Origin of the sequence: Thalassospira indica, from assembly GCF_003403095.1 — a bacterium.
GTDB classification, from domain to species: domain Bacteria; phylum Pseudomonadota; class Alphaproteobacteria; order Rhodospirillales; family Thalassospiraceae; genus Thalassospira; species Thalassospira indica.
Genome location: NZ_CP031555.1, coordinates 57,934 through 78,132, shown reverse-complemented (window position 1 = coordinate 78,132; position 20,199 = coordinate 57,934). Strand labels below are relative to the sequence as shown.

Genomic DNA, 20,199 nt, shown 5'->3' with positions numbered 1-20,199 from the left:
TTCCATAACGACTGCTATTGCACAGATGACAAAAGTCCCGGCCATTGGCAGACGTAAAAAATATACATGGAAAAAAACTAGGGCTTGTTGAGTATCACCGTCCATTGATAATGGCAGCGACAGCATAGATCATGGCGCAGAAGCTATCATCTGTCTTGTCGCTCCGCATGGCGATGCGTTTGAACTCTTTGAGTTTGCAAAAGAAGTTTTCGATCGGATGCCGCCATTTGTACACTTCAAGGTCGATTTCCACGGGTTCGAGGCGCTGCGGGCGCTGTGATATGCAAATCATGGCACCGCGTTCATTGAGTTCATCTATAATCCAGTTGCAGTCGAACGCCTTGTCGGCCAGCAAGCCGCCGAAGTCGATGCCGTGGATCAGAGGTTCAACGCCAATTGTGTCGTAGCGATTGCCGGGCAGAAGCTCAAAACGAACGAGATTGCCAAGCGCATCGGTGAGCGCCAGGGTTTTCGTCGTCCAGCCCCCTTTAGATTTGCCTACAGCCTGGCTTTGAGTCCCCCTTTTGAGCCTTGACCATGACGATGAACCTTGACGATTGTGGCATCGATCATCGCGTATTCAATGTCCGGTACACCGCTTAAGGCATTGAACATACGATAGAATACATCGCGCTTGACCCATTCGCGAAATCGCTTGAACACCGTGTTCCACTTACCAAAGCATTCTGGTAAATCCCGCCATGGGCTATCCGTGCGCGCAACCCACAAAACCGCTTCCATAAAAAGTCGACAATCACCGCCGGTACGCCCGGGATCAGTCGGCTTGTCCAAGCAATGTGGTTCCATCAACACCCATATTCGATCCGTGATCACAAACCGATCTTCATTCATCAAAACCTCCTCAAAAGGAAGCTTGAATCACATTCGAACCGATTTGTGAATCCCAATACTCAACAAGCCCTACACTGACGGGTGAAGAATCTGTCAGAGCCGCCGCTATTAAAGTAGACAGAATAGGTGGGGCAGTTTCTTGTTCAGGTTACTTGCCCCAAACCGCAATCATCTGCGGAAGATCAGATTATACGTCATTGAAGATCATATCGGTAAACCTGCCTGCCGCATCGACTTGCTCCACAAGTGCCTTGGCAAGGTTTTGCGAGTTTTCGGGCAATTAGCTTTGAACACGGGCGTCATCTTTTTTGGTATATGACAACATTTGTAGTTAGGATGCCGTTTGCTGAAGCGTAAGCTGGGGAATGCTTTTCATTTGACTGTTCCGACAGTCGCTGTGTTAGAGATGAGGCCATTGGCTTCATGGCATTACGCTTCCCAACCCCTCCGATACCAGAACGAACAGGACAAAGCCGCCGATGAAGGCCAAAGGTGAGATGTGGGTATCTTCTCCGCTTCCGTGAGCCTCGGATATCATGTCCTCGATGGCAGCGATCGTGAGAAGGCCTGCCGTGAACGTCAATGCCGCTAGTTTAAGCGCTTCTGATTGGTTCCTGAGCACGAAGTAAGCGAAGACGGTCGCCGAGAGTACAGGAATTGCAAAGGAGGCAGAGATCAACAGGCGTTTGCTGCGGGAAATCCCTTTGTCTTTCATGTTGGCGATCGTCGCGAACCCTTCAGGAACGTCCGCGAGGACTTGTCCTGTCGCAAGAACTATTGCAACCGACGGCGAGACTGCCGACCCTGCTCCGATCAGAAGACCATCACTGAACAGGTCAATGGACACTGCGATATAGATCATCCAGACACTTGTCTGACTGTTGTCTTCCTGCTTGCCTCGTCGCGTGTAGAGAGACTCCACGAACTTCTCGATACCTGTGTAGGCGATACCACCCAATGCAAAAGCAACGGCTATTACCCAGCCTGAAAGGTTATCTAGTGCACGTGGCATGATTTCAACAGCCACTACAGCAATTACAAGGCCAGCGGCCCCATGAAGAGCGTAGTTGAGATGGCGTCCTGTGACTCGAGATACCTCCGCGGCAAGACCACCACTAAAGTTCCCCAAGGCGGGAAATAGCGCTAGACCGAGGACCAGCCAGATACTATCCATCATCCTTCTCCCTTTATTAATTCCTGGGAGCGCCAATTTGAAACCGCAATCTTTCGCTACTCGTTGTTGTTCCGGTCTGACTTGGATGTTAAGGATTGTAACGATAGATAGCGAAACACAACCTTATCCATTTGTCCGGCTCACATCGATTTTCATTGCCAAAGCCAAACTCATACCATCAGCAAATGAGATAAGACAGTTGCTGCCAGATCGCTATCATCTCCGCGAAATCAGACTCTAAATTGGAGTGACTGCCGGAGACATTGATAATGGTTAGGGCGTTGCTATTCTTCTGATCTGGAAACGGTTCTTTCTGGCAAACCGTTCGGGCGTCCATATCACTTCGTCACAGTCACAGTACCTGTCTGATTTTGGGAACGGCTATGTCCCTTGACTCGTGAAAATCGATAACGCCAGCGAAAATTCCATCGGCGTCATAGACGAAAACACCTGCGGTATGATTCATCGTATAGCCGTTTTCTGTTGGAACTCGTTCGTATTTGGCCCGAAAAGCCCTTGCCGCTTTATCGATTTCATCAAGAGGACCGGTATAACCTTTGATGGAGGGATGGAAATTACGAACATATTCGGCCATTGCCTGAACGGTATCTCGTTGAGGATCGACCGTGATGAAAACCGCATGCAACCGCGAGGCATCCTCTCCGAGTTGTTCGAGCCAGCGAGTTATGTCGGATAAGGTCGTCGGGCAAATATCGGGGCAATATGTGAACCCGAAAAACACGAGTGTGGGGCTACCGATCCAATCTTCCGGGCCGACTTTCCTGCCGGAATGGTCTGTCAGTTGAAAATCCATCTCAGAAAAGGGAAGAGGCAAAGCGCTGATGCGTGTTTGACGCTGAGGGGCAGCTGGTCCATCCACCCGCCACCATCCCGTCAGCAAAGTTGCTACGAGCATGCTGACCGCTCCAGCAGCAGTCCAAACCATCTTACGCCTTGAGACAGGCATCGTTTACTCCTCTAATATGGCGTTAAAATGGGTTCTGTTTTCCAGCCTAACTGGAGTTTTTACGTGCAACATCCGTTCTTTTTCCAAGGTCGGGTAAGAGCAAGCACAATGCCCCGATCGTAATGAAAACATCTGCGCTATTGAAAACGGGCCAATGGTATTGACCAACGTAAAGATTAAGAAAGTCTGTCACTGCATCGTCATAGAGACGGTCTATGAGATTCCCTATGGCGCCGCCAATGATCAAAGTGATGCCGATGATCTCGTTCATCCGTTGCGCCCGCCAGAGCCAAATAATCAGGACACCGACGATTCCAATCGCCAGGCCAGATAGAACGATGGGGCCCCAACGACCAAGGTCATCAAGAAGACCGAAACTGACACCTCGGTTGAAGACGAGGACGAGATCGAAGAAGGGCAGGAGAGGAATACGGTGCGGCGGATCCATGATGATCGTCTCTACGGCCCACTTTATCGTCAGATCCACTACCGATAAAAAGGCGGCTCCCGCCAAGGAAAAGACGAATACAGGCAACTGCAACGGATATTTGCGGTTCTTATCCATTGCCTCATCCCTCTTCCAGGATATAGGACTCATCCTGTGCTGTATTTTTCGGAGCTTTGATTTTCAGATCCTGCAACAATCGTTTAGCGGTCCGCCGGAACCGTGCAAGCTCGTCATCTGTCAGTATCTGTCGTGAGGATAGCTCAACGGTCATCGGATTTACCTGCTTACCGTCTTGCATAACCTCGTAGTGCAAGTTAGGACCGCTGACCAGGCCGGTTGCGCCGACATATCCTATGACTTCGCCTTGCCGAACACGGCGCCCCTGCTCAACGTTGTCCTTGTACTTGCTGAGATGAGCGTAAGCTGTGGAGTATCTGTTATCATGCCGGATACTGATATATTTCCCAAAACTTCCTTTGCGTTTCAGCTGGGTAACAATACCATCTCCTGCTGCGAGCACCGGCGTCCCCCGCGGGGCAGCAAAGTCTAGACCTTTGTGCATCCGTGTGTAACCGAGCACAGGATGTTCTCGCTGGCCAAACAGCGATGAAAGTTGTCCACCATCAACCGGGGTCTTTATCAGGTTCGTTTGAACGCTGTTACCTTTAGCATCGAAGAAGCCGGTAAAGCCTTCTCTGGTTTTATATCGGAAGTAGCTCAGTTTACGGTCGGCGAGGGTAACAGAGACGTAACTTAGCTTCCCGGGATGAGCTTGCTCATAATCGCCATCATCAAATCTTTCATAGCCCAGCGCGAAGCGATCACCTTCGCGAATATCGCGTTGAAAATCGACGGCCAGCCCCATAACATCATATAATTGCAACAGAATAGACTGTGGTACTTCTTGTTTGCGTACTGCTTCGTAAAGACTGGTATCCACCACGCCTGAAACAGATATCAATCTGGCGGAATGTTTGATTTGTTGGGTTTGTGCATCAAAACTATTGGAACTGGTGCGCTGGACAAAAATCAGACGATCTGTCTCGGGTAGCAGAGTCAAATTTTCGAGGCGGCGTTCTTTCGCTTTTTCGGAGACTATACTGACAATCAAATCCAGTCTTTGCCCCACCTTTAGCGTACGGAGGTCAATCAATCCCTTCAGCCTGTTTATAGCCGCATATGCTTCGCTAGTGGGAATGCCGGCTTCGGTCAGCACGCCCAGCAGCGTATCCCCGGGGGCCAGAACCAGAGGTATGGTCATTTTGGTCGCCTCTTGCCGGATGGATGTCTGTTCTGGACTTGTATCTTCCCGCTGGGCATGATCAGTATCAAGGAACGCTGCGGCGGATGCCGACACATTCTGTTCTTTGATGTCCGGGTTTCGGGAAAAAGGCCACTCCAAAAGCATTATGATTGCCGTGATCCCCATAACTCCAAAACCGGTTAGACCATATACTTGAGTAGGCATCATTCCTCAGGCCCTGAAGCACCCAGACTGTAGATTGGAACCGACACGTTTACCCGGCCTGCCTTCTCGAAAATCAAGGTCATTGGAAACCGTTCACCTTCTACCAACGCTCTTTGCAACCCAATGAGCATTATATGCAACCCTCCAGGAGCCAGTTTAACAGCATCCTTCGCGGGTATTTCCACCGGACCAGCTGGCGACATTGTGGAAACGTTATCATTGGTCTTTATCTCATGAACTTCCGGCATGCTGGAAATTTCGGTTTCAATGCCGGTCAATACGTCGGCTGATGATCCTTCGTTTCTGATCGTGATATAAGCAGCTGATGGGCGAGATGTACCAATAGAAGCGCGGGCCCAAGGTGCTTCAACAACCAGATCTCCACCCCTAACAGACTCAGCAGTCGCCGGAAATGCAAACAGAAGGAATAACAATGACGAAAGAGTGTTGAATAAAACTCGAGACATAGTGAACCTCATAATCTCTGTTGGACGTCTGCTGCAATTTTTTCCGGAGACGTTCCGTAGCTGTAAGTACGGACAAATACACCTTCTGGCGAAATCAAATATACTGCGGAAGTGTGACCCATGGTGTAGCCATCCGGAGCAGTTTCCTGTGGCAGCTTCTCGAAAAAAGCCTTGAAAGATTTAGCCGTCGCCGTGACTTCAGTCTCGGTCCCGGTTAACCCCACGATGGACGGATGAAAAGCAGAGACGTATTCTGCCATTGTTTCTACCCGGTCTCGTTCAGGATCAATTGAAATAAACAACGGTTGGGTCTTTTGGGCGTCCGGGCCAAGCAGGTCCATCAATTGTGCAAGTTCACCAAGTGTCGTCGGACAGATATCCGGGCAGTTGGTAAACCCGAAAAAAACCAGAAGCCATTTGCCACGATAAGTTTGCTCCGTGACGGCATTTCCCTGGTGATCGGTTAGCGAAAATTCCGGACGAAGTGTGTCCGTGTTTTGCGATAACTCACTCACAAAACGTTGATTGCTACCCTGCGATGTGTACAGCCAGAGAAAGGCTGCCGATGCAACGACGACAGCTCCCCAAAGGGTAAGGCGTACAGTTTTCAATTTTTTTCCACCTCTGCCTTGACCAAATCATTCAGTTGTTGAGCACCGAACTCTGTCAGCGGCTTCCCGTTCACGAAGAATGTTGGCGTCTTGTTCACGCCGACTGCGCTGACATCCATCGCATCCATGTTCATCGTTCCCACAATATCGGGCATTTTCGCATCCGATTTTGCTTTTGGGATATCAAGACCTGTGCCATCCAGAACTGTCCACGCGCTATCCGCAGGTCTTCCATGGGGCGCCCATCGAGGTTGAGTTTCCATGAGGCGTTCAAGAACCGGTTCAAATTTACCCTGCAACCGAGCGGCTTCAAGAATACGAACGGCTTCCTCCGATGTTGGGTGAAACGCCGCATATCGAAGTATCAGGCGCACCTTGTCAGGATACGTCGACATGATTTCCTTGACGACGGGATAAAATGCCCGGCACGCTTCGCAGGCAGGGTCAAAAAATTCGACAATGGTAACTGGCGCGTCATCAGGGCCCAGCATAGGAGCGTGCGGTCGCACAAGTGGCGCGCTGTTTGCGTCCGAAGGTAAAGGGGGCGACAGGTTGTCACTGACAGGTTGATAAAACATCGCGCCGACGGCAAAAGCACCAAGAGCGACGACGGCAGTACCTGCTACAAAGGTTCGGCGGTTCATGTCGAGGCCTTTCTGAATGGAATGGTGAGCAAAAGAATAATTGCGGCAAAGGCAGCGACCGAAAGAAACGGTAACGGCAAAGCTCCGAACAAGGTCTGCTCATTTCCGGTACAGGACGGTCCTCCTCGTGAACAGGGTTGCACCGTCTCAGGTATAATTCCCAAAAACAAAAGACTGTGCCACAGAGCTACAAGGCCTCCAATCACTGCTATCGGCAATGCATAACGGCGAACTGCGTTGTCAGACAGGTAGGCAGCAATACCTAGTATAATGGTGAGGGGAAACATTGCGATGCGCTGGTACCAGCACAGAACACACGGTGTCCGTCCCATGATCTCGCCAAGGAATAGCGCGACAAGAGTAGATACAAGCGCGACTAACCAAGCCATATAGAGAGCGTTTTTTTGTGTTTGCACGGTAGGCATCTGATCATTTGTCCTAGTCGGCAGAATCAGTTTCAACGGAATATCGGCTTTCGCGAACTGCCTGCGTAATAATCTGCAACGCTGACCAAAGGAAAATCCTGGTCGTTACGCCAGCGACGACCAAGTCCGGCCATGCGGTGCCTGTAACAAAGACGCCGCTGGCTGCTAACAAAACGGCAACATTTCCAATAGCGTCGCGGAAACCTTCTGACGCACCCTAGAATTTTGGTTCGTTATCATCGCAGCTGGCAGATATGATTGTCTCAAAACTCTTTGATACATTCCCAATTCTCACGAAAGGTACTATCTCTAGTAGCTATAGGTTCAAGGAGAAAATAAGAATGATGAACTTGCTCACAATCGGCCGCGCGGCTGAAGCCGTCGGTTGCAAGGTGCAAACAATTCGGTATTACGAGCAGATTGGCCTTTTGCCATCTCCATCCCGATCCGGAGGCAATCAACGACTGTATGACGAAGAAGCAATCAGACGGCTTAGTTTCATTCGTCATGCGCGAGAGCTTGGCTTCCCATTGCAAACCATTCGGGATTTGATAAGCCTTGCTGACAATCCCGAATACTCGTGCGAGGCAGCGGATGCGATAGCAAAAAAACAGTTGGAGGATGTTGATCGGCGTCTAAAACGACTTCAGGCGCTTCGACGCGAGCTTGAGCGTATGGTGGAGCAATGCAAAGGAGGGCGGATTGCAAATTGCCGAGTGATAGAGACGCTTGGCGATCATACTCTGTGCGAAGCCAAGAATCATGACATACCTAAAGTTTGACCATGACAATTCCTTGCAAAATCACTCTTTGCGATGTCGCTATTGATTGATACAGGCTGTAAGAAGTTCTGCAGCTATTCCCTTATTGATTGGTGTGATATGACATTCGTTTTCATTAGCGAGGTTAGGTGTCAGTAATAGGAGCGTTTTCCGGTCTAATCGTCAGTGGCACATAATGTGATTTCACGGCGATGATTTCGATCTGGCGGTTATTAATCTGATCTCGTTCGCAGATAAAGTGGCTTTGGCACACGTGATAAAATCACTTAATCTGAACCAGAAATGCGCGATGAGTGCGAGTTTGGCCGCCGATAAGTGCAATCCTCTACACTTACCTGCCATCTTCTCTGATAGAAGCAATAAACGCATTTATTCTGGTCTGTGCTGCAAGGCGTGCCAGAGGTGACATTAATGAACATAATTCCATGCTGGTGCATGTCACTAGATTTACCCGCGTTCAGGGCGAGGTCGCGCGAATTGTAAAAGAAGAGTTTGATGATATACGCCGGCAGCTGGAGTATCCGGGATCAGGGGGGAACTCTCTCTCGAACCTCCGTGATCTTTGGGACCGTGACTTTGTCCCTACATCCAAAAAAGTGCGGCAATTACTGCCGCAAGAAGATATCAAACCGCTTCGCTGGGAAGACGTCGAAGGGGAAATTGTAAAGGCTGCCAAGCGAATTGAAGTCAGGGAAATTAATGGCTCTGCAAAAGACGCGTTGGATTATGTTGATCATCCCGACGGTATGTACGTGATAGCAATCGGCGGCGATAAACTTTCACGAGGTCTTACCCTTGAGGGGCTTAGTGTGAGTTATTTCATCAGAACATCGCGGATGTACGATACTCTGATGCAGATGGGCCGTTGGTTTGGTTACCGCCCAAGGTATGCAGACCTGCTCCGGCTTTATACGTCCCCTGAGCTGATCAAGTGGTACCGGCACATTGCAACTGCGACGTCCGAGCTTAGGGAGGAGTTTGATCATATCTTCTCCAGAGGCATGACACCGCTTGAATATACGAACAGGGTACGGACCCATCCGGACGGGTTGCTTATTACCGCTGCCAATAAAATGCGCGCGAGCCGAAAAATCCGGGCTGGTTTTTCGGGGACAATATCAGAAACGGTGGCTTTTGATATCAATGACCCGGTGCCAAAACAGAATTTTGAAGTCTTCGAGGGCTTTATCCGATCTCTTGGTGAGGAGCATTCCCGTGGAGAAAATAACACCCGTGACTGGCGCAACGTTGAGGCAGCAAAAGTAATAGATCTTTTTAAATCCGCTACAACCTCTCGTGAGTCGTGGAAGGCGAACAGCACGGCGATATCTCAATACGTCGAAAACCGGGTTGCCGCAGAGAAGCTCACTAACTGGTCTGTACGACTGGTTTCTTCCTCTCGCTCACAGGTGGACCCCGAGCGTATCGGCGGGCATGAAGTCGGACTTCTGACGCGTGAAAGCAAAATAGAAACCGATTCCAAGTACTCCATCGGGCGTCTAGTGGATCCGAAAGATGAGTGGATGGATCTTAATGATGAACAATTCGCTGCTGCGCTTGAAGAAACCCGGAGATGCTGGAGGGAAAAGGGAAGCAAGGGCAAGGAGCCTGATAAACCCTCGGGTGTTTGGGTCCGCCGTCAGAGAGCAGTAACTGATGGTCTTCTGCTTATATATCCGATCCATGTTAAGGGGATTGAGCGCCCGTTGATGGGTTTTGCTGTCAGTTTCCCGTATGACGAAAATGCTCCGCTCATCGATTACGCTGAGACCAGTGTTCGGGCACTTGAGGAGTTGTTCGAATGAAGAATAAGGAGCCCCAAAAGGTCTGGGCAGAGCTCATCGCGGAGGCAGACCCGCAACCTCAGAGCGGAATGACCCGTAGGAGGATCGCCAAGGATTGCAAAGTAAAGCTCTTCCTTGCCATAACATGGCCGACCGGAAATCGTGCGATTATCGTTGAGGGAACCAAATCCGGCGGCAACGAGAAAATCAAGTCTCCCTCCACGAAAGGGATCAAAGTCCAGGTTTCTGATGTTCCAGGTGTACCAGAGGGGTGTCTCTGTCTCTTTCTGGTTCTTGAAGAAAAGGAATTTGAAGATCTTTTCGCGACCTTTGCAGCTTCGCTCACAGAGCAGCTGTCCCGAGTTGCTGATGAAGAAGCTGCATTCCGAGAGGCCTTGGATTATCTGGCCCGCTGGAAGCGGATGATGGAGGGTGGAGGTGGCAAGGGGCTGTCACCAGAAAAGCAAAGGGGTCTTTTAGGGGAACTGGTATTCCTGAAGGAGCGCATGATCGGCCCCGTTTCAGCAACAGACGCGGTTTTCTCGTGGTATGGCCCTTCAGGCTCGCACCAGGATTTCATATGTGCCGAGACTGCGGTTGAGGTGAAGACCACAATCACGAAAAGGCATTCTGTTCTTAAGATAAACAGTGAGAAGCAACTGGATGATAAGCCGCACCAGTATCTTTTCCTTGCGCATATCCGACTTGATGAGGGTAGTGCAGGAATATCACTCGCTGAAACCGTGGAAGCAGTTCGAAGATTAATGGTGAAAGAACCCCTTGCGTTAGCGGAACTCAGCCTGAGGCTGAGGGAGGGGGGATATGAAGAAGGAGCGAACTCCGATTACACAGACAAAAAATACGTGATTTCCGATCCTGTGATTTACCGTGTTCAAGGAAATTTTCCGAGATTAACTGAAAAGGATCTGCCTCCCGGGGTGGGTGATATCAAATATACAATCGTCGCAGATGCGCTGAGCAGTTATCTAACCGACGGAGATAAATTCGGGGAAGTGCTTGGAGGTGTGAATGGCTGATCTGGAAATTGTTGATCTTGAAAGGTTTCAGCGGGACTTCGTTCAGGAGGTTATCGCCAGAGCGGACGCTCATGAAGAAGGGGCGTTGCGTGAAGATGAACTCACCCAGGTCTTCATTGAGTATCTGGTGGATATTGGTGAGATAGAGGATGCCGAGATTTCCTATCATCAGGCCCGCGGAGTAAAGGCGAATGGCTTTTATGTCTCCGAGGACGGAGACAGGCTTGACCTTTTTGTCACTGATGCAAGGCTTACGGAGGCCCTAGAAAGCGTAACAAAAACGGATGTTGATACAGCATTCAAACGCGTAAGATCTTTCCTCGAGAAGGCGCTTGATGGATATCACAAGTCTCTTGAGGAGGCGTCTGATGGCTATGACATGGCTTGGGCAATCTGGTCTTCGCGGCGTGATCTTGTTTCAGCACGATTATTCCTCGTGACCGACGGGCTTACAAAAATTGAGGCAATTGAGGATTTCAGGATTGGCGAGATTGAAATATCCCATCATGTCTGGGATCTGCGTCGGTTATACCGGGCTGATGTGTCGAACGCGGGCCATGAGCCGATCAAGGTAAATTTTGAGGATCTGACAGGCCAGCCTCTCAGGTGTCTGGCTGTCCCGCAGACCTCTGAAAAATACCGGTGCTTTATGTCTATGCTCACCGGCCAGACAATTGTGGACCTTTATCTGCGCCATGGTCCCCGCCTGCTCGAGCGGAATGTCCGAAGTTTTCTTCAGCTCAGGGGCGATGTGAACAAGGGTATCAGAAAAACAATCCAGGAAGAGTCTGATATGTTTGTTGCCTATAACAATGGGCTTTCGATTGTTGTCAGAGGTGTGACCGGTGAAGAGAATGGCATAGATAATTTTGAGATATCATCTACTGATGATTTTCAGATCGTAAACGGGGGACAGACTACCGGCTCAATATACCGGGCGGCCACAAAGGACAAATATGATATTTCGAAGATATTCATACCTGTGAAGATTACCGAGATCACTGGGACCGAGTACGTCGACGAGGTTGCTCCTAAAATTTCTCTTTTTGCCAACAGTCAGAACAAGGTGAACAAGGCGGATTTCACTTCCAACGACCCCTTCCACGTAAAGCTTGAAGAAGTTTCAAGAAAGACTTGGGCCCCGCCGAAGAGAGGTCTCCAGAAACAGACACGTTGGTTCTTTGAGAGAGCCCGTGGCCAGTATTTGGATAGCAAAACGCGTGAGGGGACGCCGGCACGGCAGAAAGCATGGGAGGCTATTAACCCACGCCGGCAGATGTTTACTAAGACTGATCTGGGGAAATTTGAAAATGCCTGGTCACAGCTTCCGCAGATAGTGGCGCGTGGGGCGCAGAAAAGTTTTCTCTATTTCATGGCCAAGCTTGATGAGCGTGGCGGCATAGAGGTTGATGAAGAGTACTTCAGACGCCTCGTCGCTAAAGCAATCTTGTTTAAGGAGACGGAGCGTATTGTTACCCGACAGAAGTTCGGCGGGTACCGGTCTCAGATTGTGGCATATTCCCTCGCTTTGCTCAGTCACTGTACGGCTCAGAGGGTTGATCTGGAGGAGATATGGGAGAGTCAGGATCTCCCTGAAGCGCTGGCAGCATTTATTGAGGAAATCACAGTTCTCGCTCACAAGCACATCACGAATGCCCCAAATGGCCAGAACATTGGTGAGTGGTGTAAGAAAGATCTGTGCTGGGAGCGGTTCAGAGAAACAGAGCTGGATGTGCCTGAAGCAATTTCCAAGGGACTGTCATCAAGGCCCGCCAACAGGCTGAAGAAAGGCACACATACGGCAGACGCGCCTAGTTCGGAGGAGGCCGCGCTTATAGACGCAATGGCGCACGTGCCTGCTGATACGTGGTTCGGGATCTCAAGCTGGGCAAAAGAGACCCATAATCTGCAGGGATGGCAGAGAAGTCTGTCATTTAGTCTTGGGCATCTCGCGTCTCAGGGACGTAAGCCAAGTCGGAAGCAGGCGGTTCAGGGGCAGAAGATCCTCAGCGAAGCGCAGAGCCTAGGCTTTGCAGTAAATCAAGAAGACGCATAGGCTTTATCCGCACATTTTTGCCTAATCTGAGACGCTTGGTTAGAGACCGCTTTCGCTCTATCTGATTAGGCCAACGTTTGGGCTTTCTTCATCTCAAGATTTTGTAAACCGCTTTAGCTATTTGCCAAGCCAAGTACGGTGGTACCGCGTTACCTACTTGATGATATTGTTTGGTTCTCGGCCCGCAGAACAAATAGTTGTCAGGGAATGTTTGCAAGCGTGCAGCCTCCCTCACGGTGAGTGAGCGGCACTGGGTTGGATCGGGATGGATAAAATAGTGACCATCCTTGGATATGTGGCTCGTGACGGTAGTAGACGGGCGCCCTGAAACTTGGGTACGAAAGCGGTCGGAAAAATGTCCAGAATCCCGGTTCTTATGAGCTGGCAGCAAAAACACTGGAAACTCGTCCAGCTTCGGGGAACGTGCGTACGCGCTCGAAAAGGCAGAAGAGAAAAGGTAGCGGCCAATATCGTCCGGGATGTGTCCTCGGGTCTCATGATGCATTGTTGCACGAAGTCGTTCATCATCGAACCACTCGAGGAGATGTTTTGGCATATCACCAGCAATCATCTTCTCGCTACTTGACCTCTCTTCAGGCAAGTTTTTGGCAGAAGAAATTCTTTGCGCGATATTCCTCACTTCTTTTGGAATGCTTCCTGTTCTGGAAATGCGCATAGCCTGTTCAACTATTGTAGTTTTCCAAGCTTCTGTCGTGTCGCCGCGGCTAAGTCCACTTCGGAGACGCGAAAGGCCACCAATTGCACTGCCCACGTTGACCTGCTTTTGGGGTTTGCCGAGAAGCGGGCCATCAAGTTTCAGGCGTTGTGCCAGATCCGCCCGAACTCCGAGAATGATTACTCGATGGCGGGCTTGTGGAACTCCGAAGTCTTCTGACCGTATCAGAAAGTCGTTGGCCGAAGCTCGGAAGCCGTCGGGTGGGGAGGAAGCTGCGAGCGGTAACAAACGGTACCCGTCTCCCGCCTCCTCAAGATCATCGAGGACTTTGCTGAAAATCCGACCGCCATTAATTTGGCTCGAGAGCATCCCCTTAACATTTTCCATCACAAAGGCCGCAGGGCGAAGCCGGTCTAGAATGCGCACATACTCCCGATATAGAAAATGCCGATTATCATCCTCGGGAACGTAACCTTCCTTGCCTCGATTTCTCGATCTTCCAACCAAGGAATATGCCTGGCATGGAGGTCCTCCGATCAAGATAGTATCGCCATGATGGCGTTCGCGTACTTGATCAAGCTCGGTTGCCAGTTCCTCGAATACGCCATCGCTTCCCAAAACAAGTTGACGTACCTCCTCGGCAGCAACTTTCCAATTGTTGGGATAGAGCTCAGCCCAGTCTGGAAGCTCAAGACCACTATTGATAGCGTCGTAATATTCTTGGGGAAATCGGTCAAAGGACCGCAGGAAGGCTCTCAGTCGCAATGTTTGAATTGCATGGTCATCCATCTCGATTGAGAGATGGGTCTTCATTGAGGTTTCCTCGTCTCGTCCTGCCTTTGAAAATCCTTCACCCAACCCCCCTGGCCCGGCGAACAAATCAATGATGGCAAAATCTTTGGACATCGTTTCTCCCCATAATGTCGAGCCTTTTACCAGGTTTCACCAAATGTAACCAGGTGGAAAATAAGTTTGATTGCGCTAAGTTCGTTACATCATGGATATCGTCGACCCCAAAATTCGCTCCAGAATGATGTCAGGCATCAGGAGCAGAAACACGAAGCCAGAGATTCTGCTGAGAAAAGCACTGCACGCTATGGGCTACCGCTACAGGCTCAATGTACGTCTGTTGCCAGGTTCACCGGACATAGTGCTGCCGAAGTGGCGAGTTGTGATTTTTGTGCATGGTTGCTTTTGGCATCGTCATCCGGACTGCAAAAAAGCGACGACGCCGGCAACAAACACTGATTTCTGGACTAAAAAATTTGCGGCCAATACCAAGAGAGATAAAACAGCGATAAAGGAATTGCATAACCTAGGTTGGCGCACTGCAATTGTATGGGAGTGTGCTATTGGGTCAAAGATTGATGTTGAATTGATTGACGGCTTGACTGGCTTCTTAAGTCAAACCGAGAATAAGAATGCCGAATTTGGGGCGTCTCAGAAGGGCAGCAATCAACGCTAGCCTAGGTGACTACCTTGGACCGTGATATCCAGTTTGCTGCATGACAAACTTACACTACAAGTAAAATTCGACACATGATCTTCGAAGTTTGTGGCCCTTTGCGCAAACTGAATATATGATAAGAAATTGATTTTATGGATTTTTTACTTCTCTTGGACGAAAAGCAGTCGTGAAGAAGCTGATCTGATTGTGCTGCCCGCAATGGTGTTCTTTCAATCAACCACTTCGTGATCATATTGTTCAGAGCCCGTCGCAGGTTTGGTATTCATGATCAAGTTGAGTTCCTTCTCGGAAAGATCAACCGTTTTGATTGACGCTCTGTAGCTGTTACGCAACTTCAGGAACTCCGTTCGCGACATAAGCACAAGCTCAGCACGACCATTGCACGTCACGCAAAGAGGCTCGACGAGTGCTCGCGATTTGTACGCACCAAATTTCTTTGCCAGTTCTGTTGCTGAAACTTTTTGCATGCCTTCATTCCCTCTCGTCCGTAAAGGAAAGCTTATCGTCGGTACCGTAAGTCAGAAAAACAAACTTGGCATTTAAGCGAGTATTCGCGCTTGGTTCGAGGCCGATGATAAACTGAATAGCCCCTGGAATTGTAGACACCCGGTTTGATCAGATTTGTCGCCTTTCGAATTCGACGGGTGAATGAAAGAATGAGTTAGTGCTTCAAGCCAATTCAAGCTTGAGCTTACGACCGACAGCTTTAGCGCCGCGGATCATGGTATCAAGCTGCACCTTGTCATTTGTGTCATCAAGCAATCGATCAAGTTGAGCGCGGCTTGTCTTCATCGCTCGGGCCATCATTGTTTTGCTCAAACGTTTCTTATCCATTTCCTGACGAAGCTGCCATGCGAGAACTCGCTTAATGGCGACATTTTCCACTTCTTCCTGAATGCCCCCCTCTTCGAGGAAATCATCAAAGGAAGAACCAATGTGATCATTCATTTCTCAAGTTCCTTGTTGCGCAAGAGTGCAAGGTTCATATCTTCGGGCGGCGTTTTTTGCGTCTTCTTAGTGAGGGCGTGGAGTAAAAGGACTGATTGGTTCGCGATACATAAAATAACCCTGACAATTCGCTTGCTGGAGATATTGCTTAGTGCTTCCCAAAGTCTGTTGCCAAGCGGTCTGCAAGTCGGCATGCCTAGCGGCCAACCATATTCTACAGTAGCAATATCCTCACCAACGCTTTTACGATCCGGTTGATCAAGTTGTTTGAGAAACTCTCGTACCGGCTCTATCTCGCCTTGTGTTCTAGAGAAATGCGCTTCAATCCTCTTCATTCATTGCCAGCATGTACCGTGCACGGTACATGCTGGGGCTTAATGACTTACTCGTCAACAAAAAATGGGATTAGTACCAATGTTTTTGGGATGGCTCTTCAGGCTGGAAATGTGACAAATAAAGTTGGAACTTTGGCAGCTTGAAGGTGTGAGGCGGGTTCTCTAGTCATTTGTTTTAAAAAGATAATTTCTTACAGAAGAAAAATTACAGTTAGTTGTGTCAGAATGGGCTAGTTTTATGTGTCATAGATTGTGTGATTTCCTGGAGTTTTGGCATTTTGAATTCCAGTTTTATGCGTCAATTCACAACTGTGAATTGACGCATAAAACCGGAAACGCGACGCATAATTTTAGAATCTGTGACGCGTAAAATAAGAAGCCGAAGGCATTGCCTTCGGCTTTTCTAGTTTTTTCGGTGAATTACCGGTTGCTTAAACTATTCCACCACCACTGCTGCGACTAGCCGGGCGTTGTTTGCCAACAGCGTTTCGATAACCGGCTTTACGATAGGCGATAACCGGGTCAATTGCCCCGCCAGCACGCTGACGCGCCATGGCGAGTATTGGTGACACATCGGTATTGTATGCTGTCTTGAGCGTACGGTTTGCCATCATCACATCATTTTCGTCCTGATAGCCTTCAAGCGCGGCACGGTCGACGAGCAATGCCTGCACATAAGCCCGCTGCACTTCAACCGCACTCGAAATCAGGCTTTCGATCGGGTCCGTCACATTGTGGGATTGATCAAGCATGTAGGCCGGATCGAATTTTTCCGGCGCACGGCGCTCTGCCTCGACCAGTTCATTGAAAACAAGGAACAGCTGATAAGGATTGATCGATCCGCTATCGAGGTCATCATCACCGTATTTGCTGTCATTGAAATGGAAGCCGCCAAGCTTACCGAACTGAAACAGCCGGGCAACGATCATTTCGATATTTACATTCGGCGCATGATGACCAAGATCGACAAGGCAGGATGCCTTTGGACCGAGTTCGGTTGCGGCGAGATAGTTGCTCCCCCAGTCCTGAATGACGGTTGAGTAGAAAGCCGGTTCAAAAATCTTGTGTTCGATGAACAGCTTCCAGTCATCGGGTACGCCTGCATAGACCGCCTTCATCGCATCAAGATAACGCTCAAAGCTGCGCGTAAAACTTTGCTGTCCCGGGAAGTTCGTTCCATCCCCAACCCAGACAGTCAGCGCCTTTGAGCTAAGTTTCTGACCAATTTCAATACATTCAAGGTTATGGGCAACTGCCTGTTCACGCACCGCAGCTTCAGAATGACTGAGGCTACCAAACTTGTATGACTGGTTTTGATCATCCTGGTCCTGAAACGTGTTGGAATTCATCGCGTCAAAACCAAGGCCATATCCCGTCGCGACATCGCGCAGTTCACCGAGATCATCGACCTTGTCCCACGGGATATGTAGCGACACTGTCGGCGTCGCACGGCCCAACTGCTGAATGACGGCGCAATCGGCAAGCTTTTCAAAGATGTTGCGTGGCTCGCCCACACCGGGGAAACGCGCAAACCGCGTCCCGCCGGTTCCGACACCCCAGGACGGGATTGCGACCGAAAAGTTCCGGGCTGCCGTCGTCAGTTTTTCGATATCAAGTCCACGACGGGCAAGTTGCTCACCCAGTGCGCTATAATCTGAATCCGATGCGGAACGATGCGCATCGTTATGTTCGGCAATCAGTTCTGCCGAAATCGGTGCTTGTGAAGCCATGGGTTCCTCCCCGGGTCGTTATAGCCGACCCTTGATATGTTTATCGGGTGAATGACGGTGCATGACCGGCATCGACATTAACCACGTTACCCGTTGATTTTGCCGCATTGTCGGAGGCTAGGAAATAGATCGCCTCTGCAATGTCTTCTGGCAAGACATTGAGCTTGAGCATACTGCGCTGACGGTAATGCTCTTCAAGTTGATCGGGTGCCATGTCATAGGCCTTGGCGCGTTGTTCGCGCCACTCACCAGACCAGATTTTTGATCCGCGCAGAACCGCATCCGGGTTAACCACATTGACGCGAATGCCAAACGGTGCGCCTTCCAGCGCGAGACAACGGGCCAACTGAATTTCCGAAGCCTTGGCTGTGCAATAGGCCGATGCCCCCGGCGATGCAACCAGCCCGTTTTTGGATGCAACAAACACCATGCTGGCTGGGCGCTTTTGCAACTTCATGATCTTGAAGGCTTCACGCGCAACCAGGAAATAACCGGTTGAGAGGATATCCATGTTGCGCTGCCAGACTTCGAGGCTGGTTTCATCGATTGGTGCAGCAGACGAAATGCCCGCATTCGACACCAAGATATCGATGCCGCCAAATTCCGCACAACTGTCATGCATCAGTTTGATGACTGAGTCTTCACTGGTCACATTGACGGGAAGTCCACGCACCTGATCCTTGCCAAAGACGGATTGCAGGTCTGAGACTGCCTCGCTCAGTGCTGTTTCATCAATATCACAGGCAACAATACAGGCGCCCTCCTGCAACAGACGTCCGCAAGTTGCCTTGCCGATGCCACCGGCACCGCCTGTGACAACCGCAACGCGGCCCGCCAGACTTTTGGGTTTGGGCATGCGCTGTAATTTGGCTTCTTCCAACAGCCAGTATTCGATATCGAACGCTTCCTGCTCATCCAGCCCCATATAGGTGCTGACGGTGTCGGCACCGCGCATGACATTGATCGCGTTGACATAAAACTCGCCAGCAATACGTGCTGTTGCCTTGTCCTTGGCAAAGGACAGCATCCCCACACCCGGGATCAGGTAGATCACTGGATTGGGGTCACGCATGGCGGGACTGTTATCGTGTTTGCAGCGCTCGTAATAGCCTTTGTAATCCTCGCGATAGCTGGCAAAGGCTTCAGACAATCCTTCGATCACAGCGTCCAGATCAGGTTTGGCCGGATCAAAATCGATAATGATCGGACGGATTTTGGTTCGCAGGAAGTGGTCCGGACATGACGTCCCAAGTGCAGCAAGCTCTTCCAGCTTATGCGAGTTCACAAACTCCAAGACCGCTTCGCTATCGTTGAAATGACCAATTTTGCGTTCGCCCGCATCAATAAAACTGCGGATCCGCGGCATCAGGGTCGAAGCAATTTCACGGCGACGCCCCGCATCGAGGCTTTTGTGGCGCACCCCGCCAAAAATTTCGGCACCTGCCGTTTTGCCATCAAACCAGGCAATTGCCTTGTTAATGATTTCAACTGTGGTGTTGTAGCATTCCTCAGCGCTGTCGCCCCAGGTGAACAGGCCGTGGCTTTCAAGAACGACACCCTTGCTGTTCGGATTGTCGTTAAAATACTGCTCAAGCATCAGGCCAAGCTGATAGCCCGGACGTTTCCAAGGTAACCAACCGATATCATCACCATAGATTTCCTGAGTTATCGCCCGACTGTCTTTTGAGGCGGCAATCGCAATCACGGCATCAGGGTGCATGTGGTCGACATGCGGCTTATTGATATAGGCATGAAGCGGTGTATCGATACTTGCCGCGCGCGGGTTGAGGTTAAAGGTGCAGTGCGGCAGATAAGCCACCATTTCATCTTCGAACTCTTCACCGCGATACAGCCCCTTAAGCGCGCGCAGCTTATCCATGTAAAGGGTCGAGAACCCGTCAAGCTTCATGCTGCCGACATCACCACCTGATCCCTTGACCCAAAGCACTTCGACTTCATCGCCGCCAAGTGGATCCTTTTGCCAAACCTTGGCGGATGTATTTCCGCCACCAAAATTGGTGATGCGCAAATCAGAACCAAGAAGGTTGGACCGATACAGCAAACGCTCAGGCTCACTCAGGCCTGCGGCGTGTTCCGCGTCCCATTTGTTTGGAAGAAGAATCTCAGAGGGAACAGATGACATGATCCGATAACCTATCACTTGGACGTTACACATGGCGGTCTGCTATGAATGCTTTTGCCGCCTCCCATTTTTTTCAAGCAACTAAACCGGATTCCAATCACAGTCAATCAAAAACGATCATATTCTTTCAATATTGCGCTGCAATATGATCAATTATGACATTTTTTGTTTGACAATGACTGAG

20 protein-coding genes are annotated in these 20,199 nt (G+C 50.0%); 5 read left to right on the top strand and 15 right to left on the bottom strand.

All coding sequences use genetic code 11. The annotated features are described in order from the left end of the window. Positions 1-94: 94 nt before the first annotated feature. The 9 genes from DY252_RS22745 to DY252_RS00300 form a co-directional block, all read right to left on the bottom strand. A protein-coding gene (locus DY252_RS22745) for an IS5 family transposase (RefSeq protein ID WP_369813471.1) occupies positions 95-852 on the bottom strand; the annotation gives its coding sequence in 2 pieces (ribosomal slippage) (positions 95-516 and positions 516-852; 759 coding nt in all). Between the two features lie 421 nt (positions 853-1,273). Continuing rightward, the gene (locus tag DY252_RS00335) at positions 1,274-2,029 is read right to left on the bottom strand and encodes a ZIP family metal transporter (RefSeq protein ID WP_197482553.1); all 756 of its coding nucleotides are present in this window, start codon (positions 2,027-2,029) and stop codon (positions 1,274-1,276) included. Positions 2,030-2,378: 349 nt separating this feature from the next. Beyond that, positions 2,379-2,942: an SCO family protein gene (locus DY252_RS00330; RefSeq protein WP_231959657.1), complete on the bottom strand. Its 564-nt coding sequence runs from the start codon at positions 2,940-2,942 to the stop codon at positions 2,379-2,381. A 97-nt stretch (positions 2,943-3,039) separates the two neighbouring features. After that, positions 3,040-3,558: a signal peptidase II gene (lspA, locus tag DY252_RS00325; RefSeq protein WP_158586145.1), complete on the bottom strand. Its 519-nt coding sequence runs from the start codon at positions 3,556-3,558 to the stop codon at positions 3,040-3,042. Positions 3,559-3,562: 4 nt separating this feature from the next. Continuing rightward, positions 3,563-4,912, bottom strand: a complete 1,350-nt coding sequence (locus DY252_RS00320) for a M23 family metallopeptidase (RefSeq protein ID WP_062956588.1) — start codon at positions 4,910-4,912, stop codon at positions 3,563-3,565. Continuing rightward, on the bottom strand, positions 4,909-5,376 hold the full coding sequence (locus tag DY252_RS00315) for a copper chaperone PCu(A)C (RefSeq protein ID WP_062957281.1): 468 nt from the start codon (positions 5,374-5,376) through the stop codon (positions 4,909-4,911). Before DY252_RS00315 ends, DY252_RS00320 begins: the two co-directional genes overlap by 4 nt. 8 nt (positions 5,377-5,384) lie before the next feature. After that, positions 5,385-5,987 carry an SCO family protein gene (locus DY252_RS00310; protein ID WP_062956589.1) on the bottom strand — a complete coding sequence of 201 codons (603 nt, stop codon included), beginning with the start codon at positions 5,985-5,987 and terminating at the stop codon, positions 5,385-5,387. After that, a complete protein-coding gene (locus DY252_RS00305; protein WP_062956590.1) occupies positions 5,984-6,631 on the bottom strand; it encodes a DsbA family protein in 648 nt (215 codons plus the stop codon). The genes DY252_RS00310 and DY252_RS00305 overlap by 4 nt, the downstream gene beginning before the upstream one ends. Further along, a complete protein-coding gene (locus DY252_RS00300) occupies positions 6,628-7,020 on the bottom strand; it encodes a disulfide bond formation protein B (RefSeq protein ID WP_082923410.1) in 393 nt (130 codons plus the stop codon). Before DY252_RS00300 ends, DY252_RS00305 begins: the two co-directional genes overlap by 4 nt. A gap of 380 nt (positions 7,021-7,400) precedes the next feature. Here DY252_RS00300 and DY252_RS00295 point away from each other — a divergent pair, with 380 nt between their 5' ends. The 4 genes from DY252_RS00295 to DY252_RS00280 all read left to right on the top strand — a co-directional run bounded on the left by DY252_RS00295 (position 7,401) and on the right by DY252_RS00280 (position 12,715). Beyond that, complete coding sequence (locus DY252_RS00295; RefSeq protein WP_425444993.1) at positions 7,401-7,838, top strand: MerR family transcriptional regulator; 438 nt, start codon at positions 7,401-7,403, stop codon at positions 7,836-7,838. A gap of 293 nt (positions 7,839-8,131) precedes the next feature. Next, positions 8,132-9,643, top strand: a complete 1,512-nt coding sequence (locus tag DY252_RS00290; RefSeq protein ID WP_082923388.1) for a Z1 domain-containing protein — start codon at positions 8,132-8,134, stop codon at positions 9,641-9,643. Then, positions 9,640-10,659, top strand: coding sequence for a PD-(D/E)XK motif protein (locus DY252_RS00285; RefSeq protein ID WP_064788070.1), 1,020 nt, complete (start codon positions 9,640-9,642; stop codon positions 10,657-10,659). Before DY252_RS00290 ends, DY252_RS00285 begins: the two co-directional genes overlap by 4 nt. Then, positions 10,652-12,715 (top strand): AIPR family protein, encoded by a 2,064-nt coding sequence (locus DY252_RS00280; RefSeq protein ID WP_064788071.1) that lies wholly within the window; start codon positions 10,652-10,654, stop codon positions 12,713-12,715. The genes DY252_RS00285 and DY252_RS00280 overlap by 8 nt, the downstream gene beginning before the upstream one ends. An 88-nt stretch (positions 12,716-12,803) precedes the next feature. On the opposite strand, the gene DY252_RS00275 is transcribed toward DY252_RS00280, so the two are convergent. Then, positions 12,804-14,297 carry a DNA cytosine methyltransferase gene (locus DY252_RS00275; RefSeq protein WP_064788072.1) on the bottom strand — a complete coding sequence of 498 codons (1,494 nt, stop codon included), beginning with the start codon at positions 14,295-14,297 and terminating at the stop codon, positions 12,804-12,806. A 91-nt stretch (positions 14,298-14,388) separates the two neighbouring features. Between DY252_RS00275 and DY252_RS00270 the strand changes: the two genes are divergently transcribed. Then, on the top strand, positions 14,389-14,856 hold the full coding sequence (locus DY252_RS00270) for a very short patch repair endonuclease (protein ID WP_064788073.1): 468 nt from the start codon (positions 14,389-14,391) through the stop codon (positions 14,854-14,856). Between the two features lie 212 nt (positions 14,857-15,068). Here the strand turns inward: DY252_RS00270 and DY252_RS00265 are convergent, their stop codons facing one another. The 5 genes from DY252_RS00265 to DY252_RS00245 form a co-directional block, all read right to left on the bottom strand. Continuing rightward, a complete protein-coding gene (locus tag DY252_RS00265; RefSeq protein ID WP_064788074.1) occupies positions 15,069-15,326 on the bottom strand; it encodes a hypothetical protein in 258 nt (85 codons plus the stop codon). A gap of 202 nt (positions 15,327-15,528) precedes the next feature. Beyond that, on the bottom strand, positions 15,529-15,807 hold the full coding sequence (locus DY252_RS00260; protein ID WP_064788075.1) for a helix-turn-helix domain-containing protein: 279 nt from the start codon (positions 15,805-15,807) through the stop codon (positions 15,529-15,531). Then, the gene (locus tag DY252_RS00255) at positions 15,804-16,142 is read right to left on the bottom strand and encodes a type II toxin-antitoxin system RelE/ParE family toxin (protein ID WP_064788076.1); all 339 of its coding nucleotides are present in this window, start codon (positions 16,140-16,142) and stop codon (positions 15,804-15,806) included. Before DY252_RS00255 ends, DY252_RS00260 begins: the two co-directional genes overlap by 4 nt. Before the next feature lie 431 nt (positions 16,143-16,573). Continuing rightward, positions 16,574-17,872 carry an L-rhamnose catabolism isomerase gene (gene rhaI, locus DY252_RS00250; RefSeq protein WP_064788077.1) on the bottom strand — a complete coding sequence of 433 codons (1,299 nt, stop codon included), beginning with the start codon at positions 17,870-17,872 and terminating at the stop codon, positions 16,574-16,576. Positions 17,873-17,912: 40 nt separating this feature from the next. Then, a complete protein-coding gene (locus tag DY252_RS00245; RefSeq protein WP_064788078.1) occupies positions 17,913-20,015 on the bottom strand; it encodes a bifunctional rhamnulose-1-phosphate aldolase/short-chain dehydrogenase in 2,103 nt (700 codons plus the stop codon). Positions 20,016-20,199: the final 184 nt, after the last annotated feature.

Bases quoted from the DNA above. Each gene is read 5' to 3' on its own strand.
- DY252_RS00335 (WP_197482553.1), bottom strand. From the start codon at position 2,029: ATGATGGATAGTATCTGGCTGGTCCTCGGTCTAGCGCTATTTCCCGCC.
- DY252_RS00330 (WP_231959657.1), bottom strand. From the start codon at position 2,942: ATGCTCGTAGCAACTTTGCTGACGGGATGGTGGCGGGTGGATGGACCA.
- lspA (WP_158586145.1), bottom strand. From the start codon at position 3,558: ATGGATAAGAACCGCAAATATCCGTTGCAGTTGCCTGTATTCGTCTTT.
- DY252_RS00320 (WP_062956588.1), bottom strand. From the start codon at position 4,912: ATGATGCCTACTCAAGTATATGGTCTAACCGGTTTTGGAGTTATGGGG.
- DY252_RS00315 (WP_062957281.1), bottom strand. From the start codon at position 5,376: ATGTCTCGAGTTTTATTCAACACTCTTTCGTCATTGTTATTCCTTCTG.
- DY252_RS00305 (WP_062956590.1), bottom strand. From the start codon at position 6,631: ATGAACCGCCGAACCTTTGTAGCAGGTACTGCCGTCGTCGCTCTTGGT.
- DY252_RS00300 (WP_082923410.1), bottom strand. From the start codon at position 7,020: ATGGCTTGGTTAGTCGCGCTTGTATCTACTCTTGTCGCGCTATTCCTT.
- DY252_RS00295 (WP_425444993.1), top strand. From the start codon at position 7,401: ATGAACTTGCTCACAATCGGCCGCGCGGCTGAAGCCGTCGGTTGCAAG.
- DY252_RS00285 (WP_064788070.1), top strand. From the start codon at position 9,640: ATGAAGAATAAGGAGCCCCAAAAGGTCTGGGCAGAGCTCATCGCGGAG.
- DY252_RS00280 (WP_064788071.1), top strand. From the start codon at position 10,652: ATGGCTGATCTGGAAATTGTTGATCTTGAAAGGTTTCAGCGGGACTTC.
- DY252_RS00275 (WP_064788072.1), bottom strand. From the start codon at position 14,297: ATGTCCAAAGATTTTGCCATCATTGATTTGTTCGCCGGGCCAGGGGGG.
- DY252_RS00270 (WP_064788073.1), top strand. From the start codon at position 14,389: ATGGATATCGTCGACCCCAAAATTCGCTCCAGAATGATGTCAGGCATC.
- DY252_RS00265 (WP_064788074.1), bottom strand. From the start codon at position 15,326: ATGCAAAAAGTTTCAGCAACAGAACTGGCAAAGAAATTTGGTGCGTAC.
- DY252_RS00260 (WP_064788075.1), bottom strand. From the start codon at position 15,807: ATGAATGATCACATTGGTTCTTCCTTTGATGATTTCCTCGAAGAGGGG.
- DY252_RS00255 (WP_064788076.1), bottom strand. From the start codon at position 16,142: ATGAAGAGGATTGAAGCGCATTTCTCTAGAACACAAGGCGAGATAGAG.
- rhaI (WP_064788077.1), bottom strand. From the start codon at position 17,872: ATGGCTTCACAAGCACCGATTTCGGCAGAACTGATTGCCGAACATAAC.
- DY252_RS00245 (WP_064788078.1), bottom strand. From the start codon at position 20,015: ATGTCATCTGTTCCCTCTGAGATTCTTCTTCCAAACAAATGGGACGCG.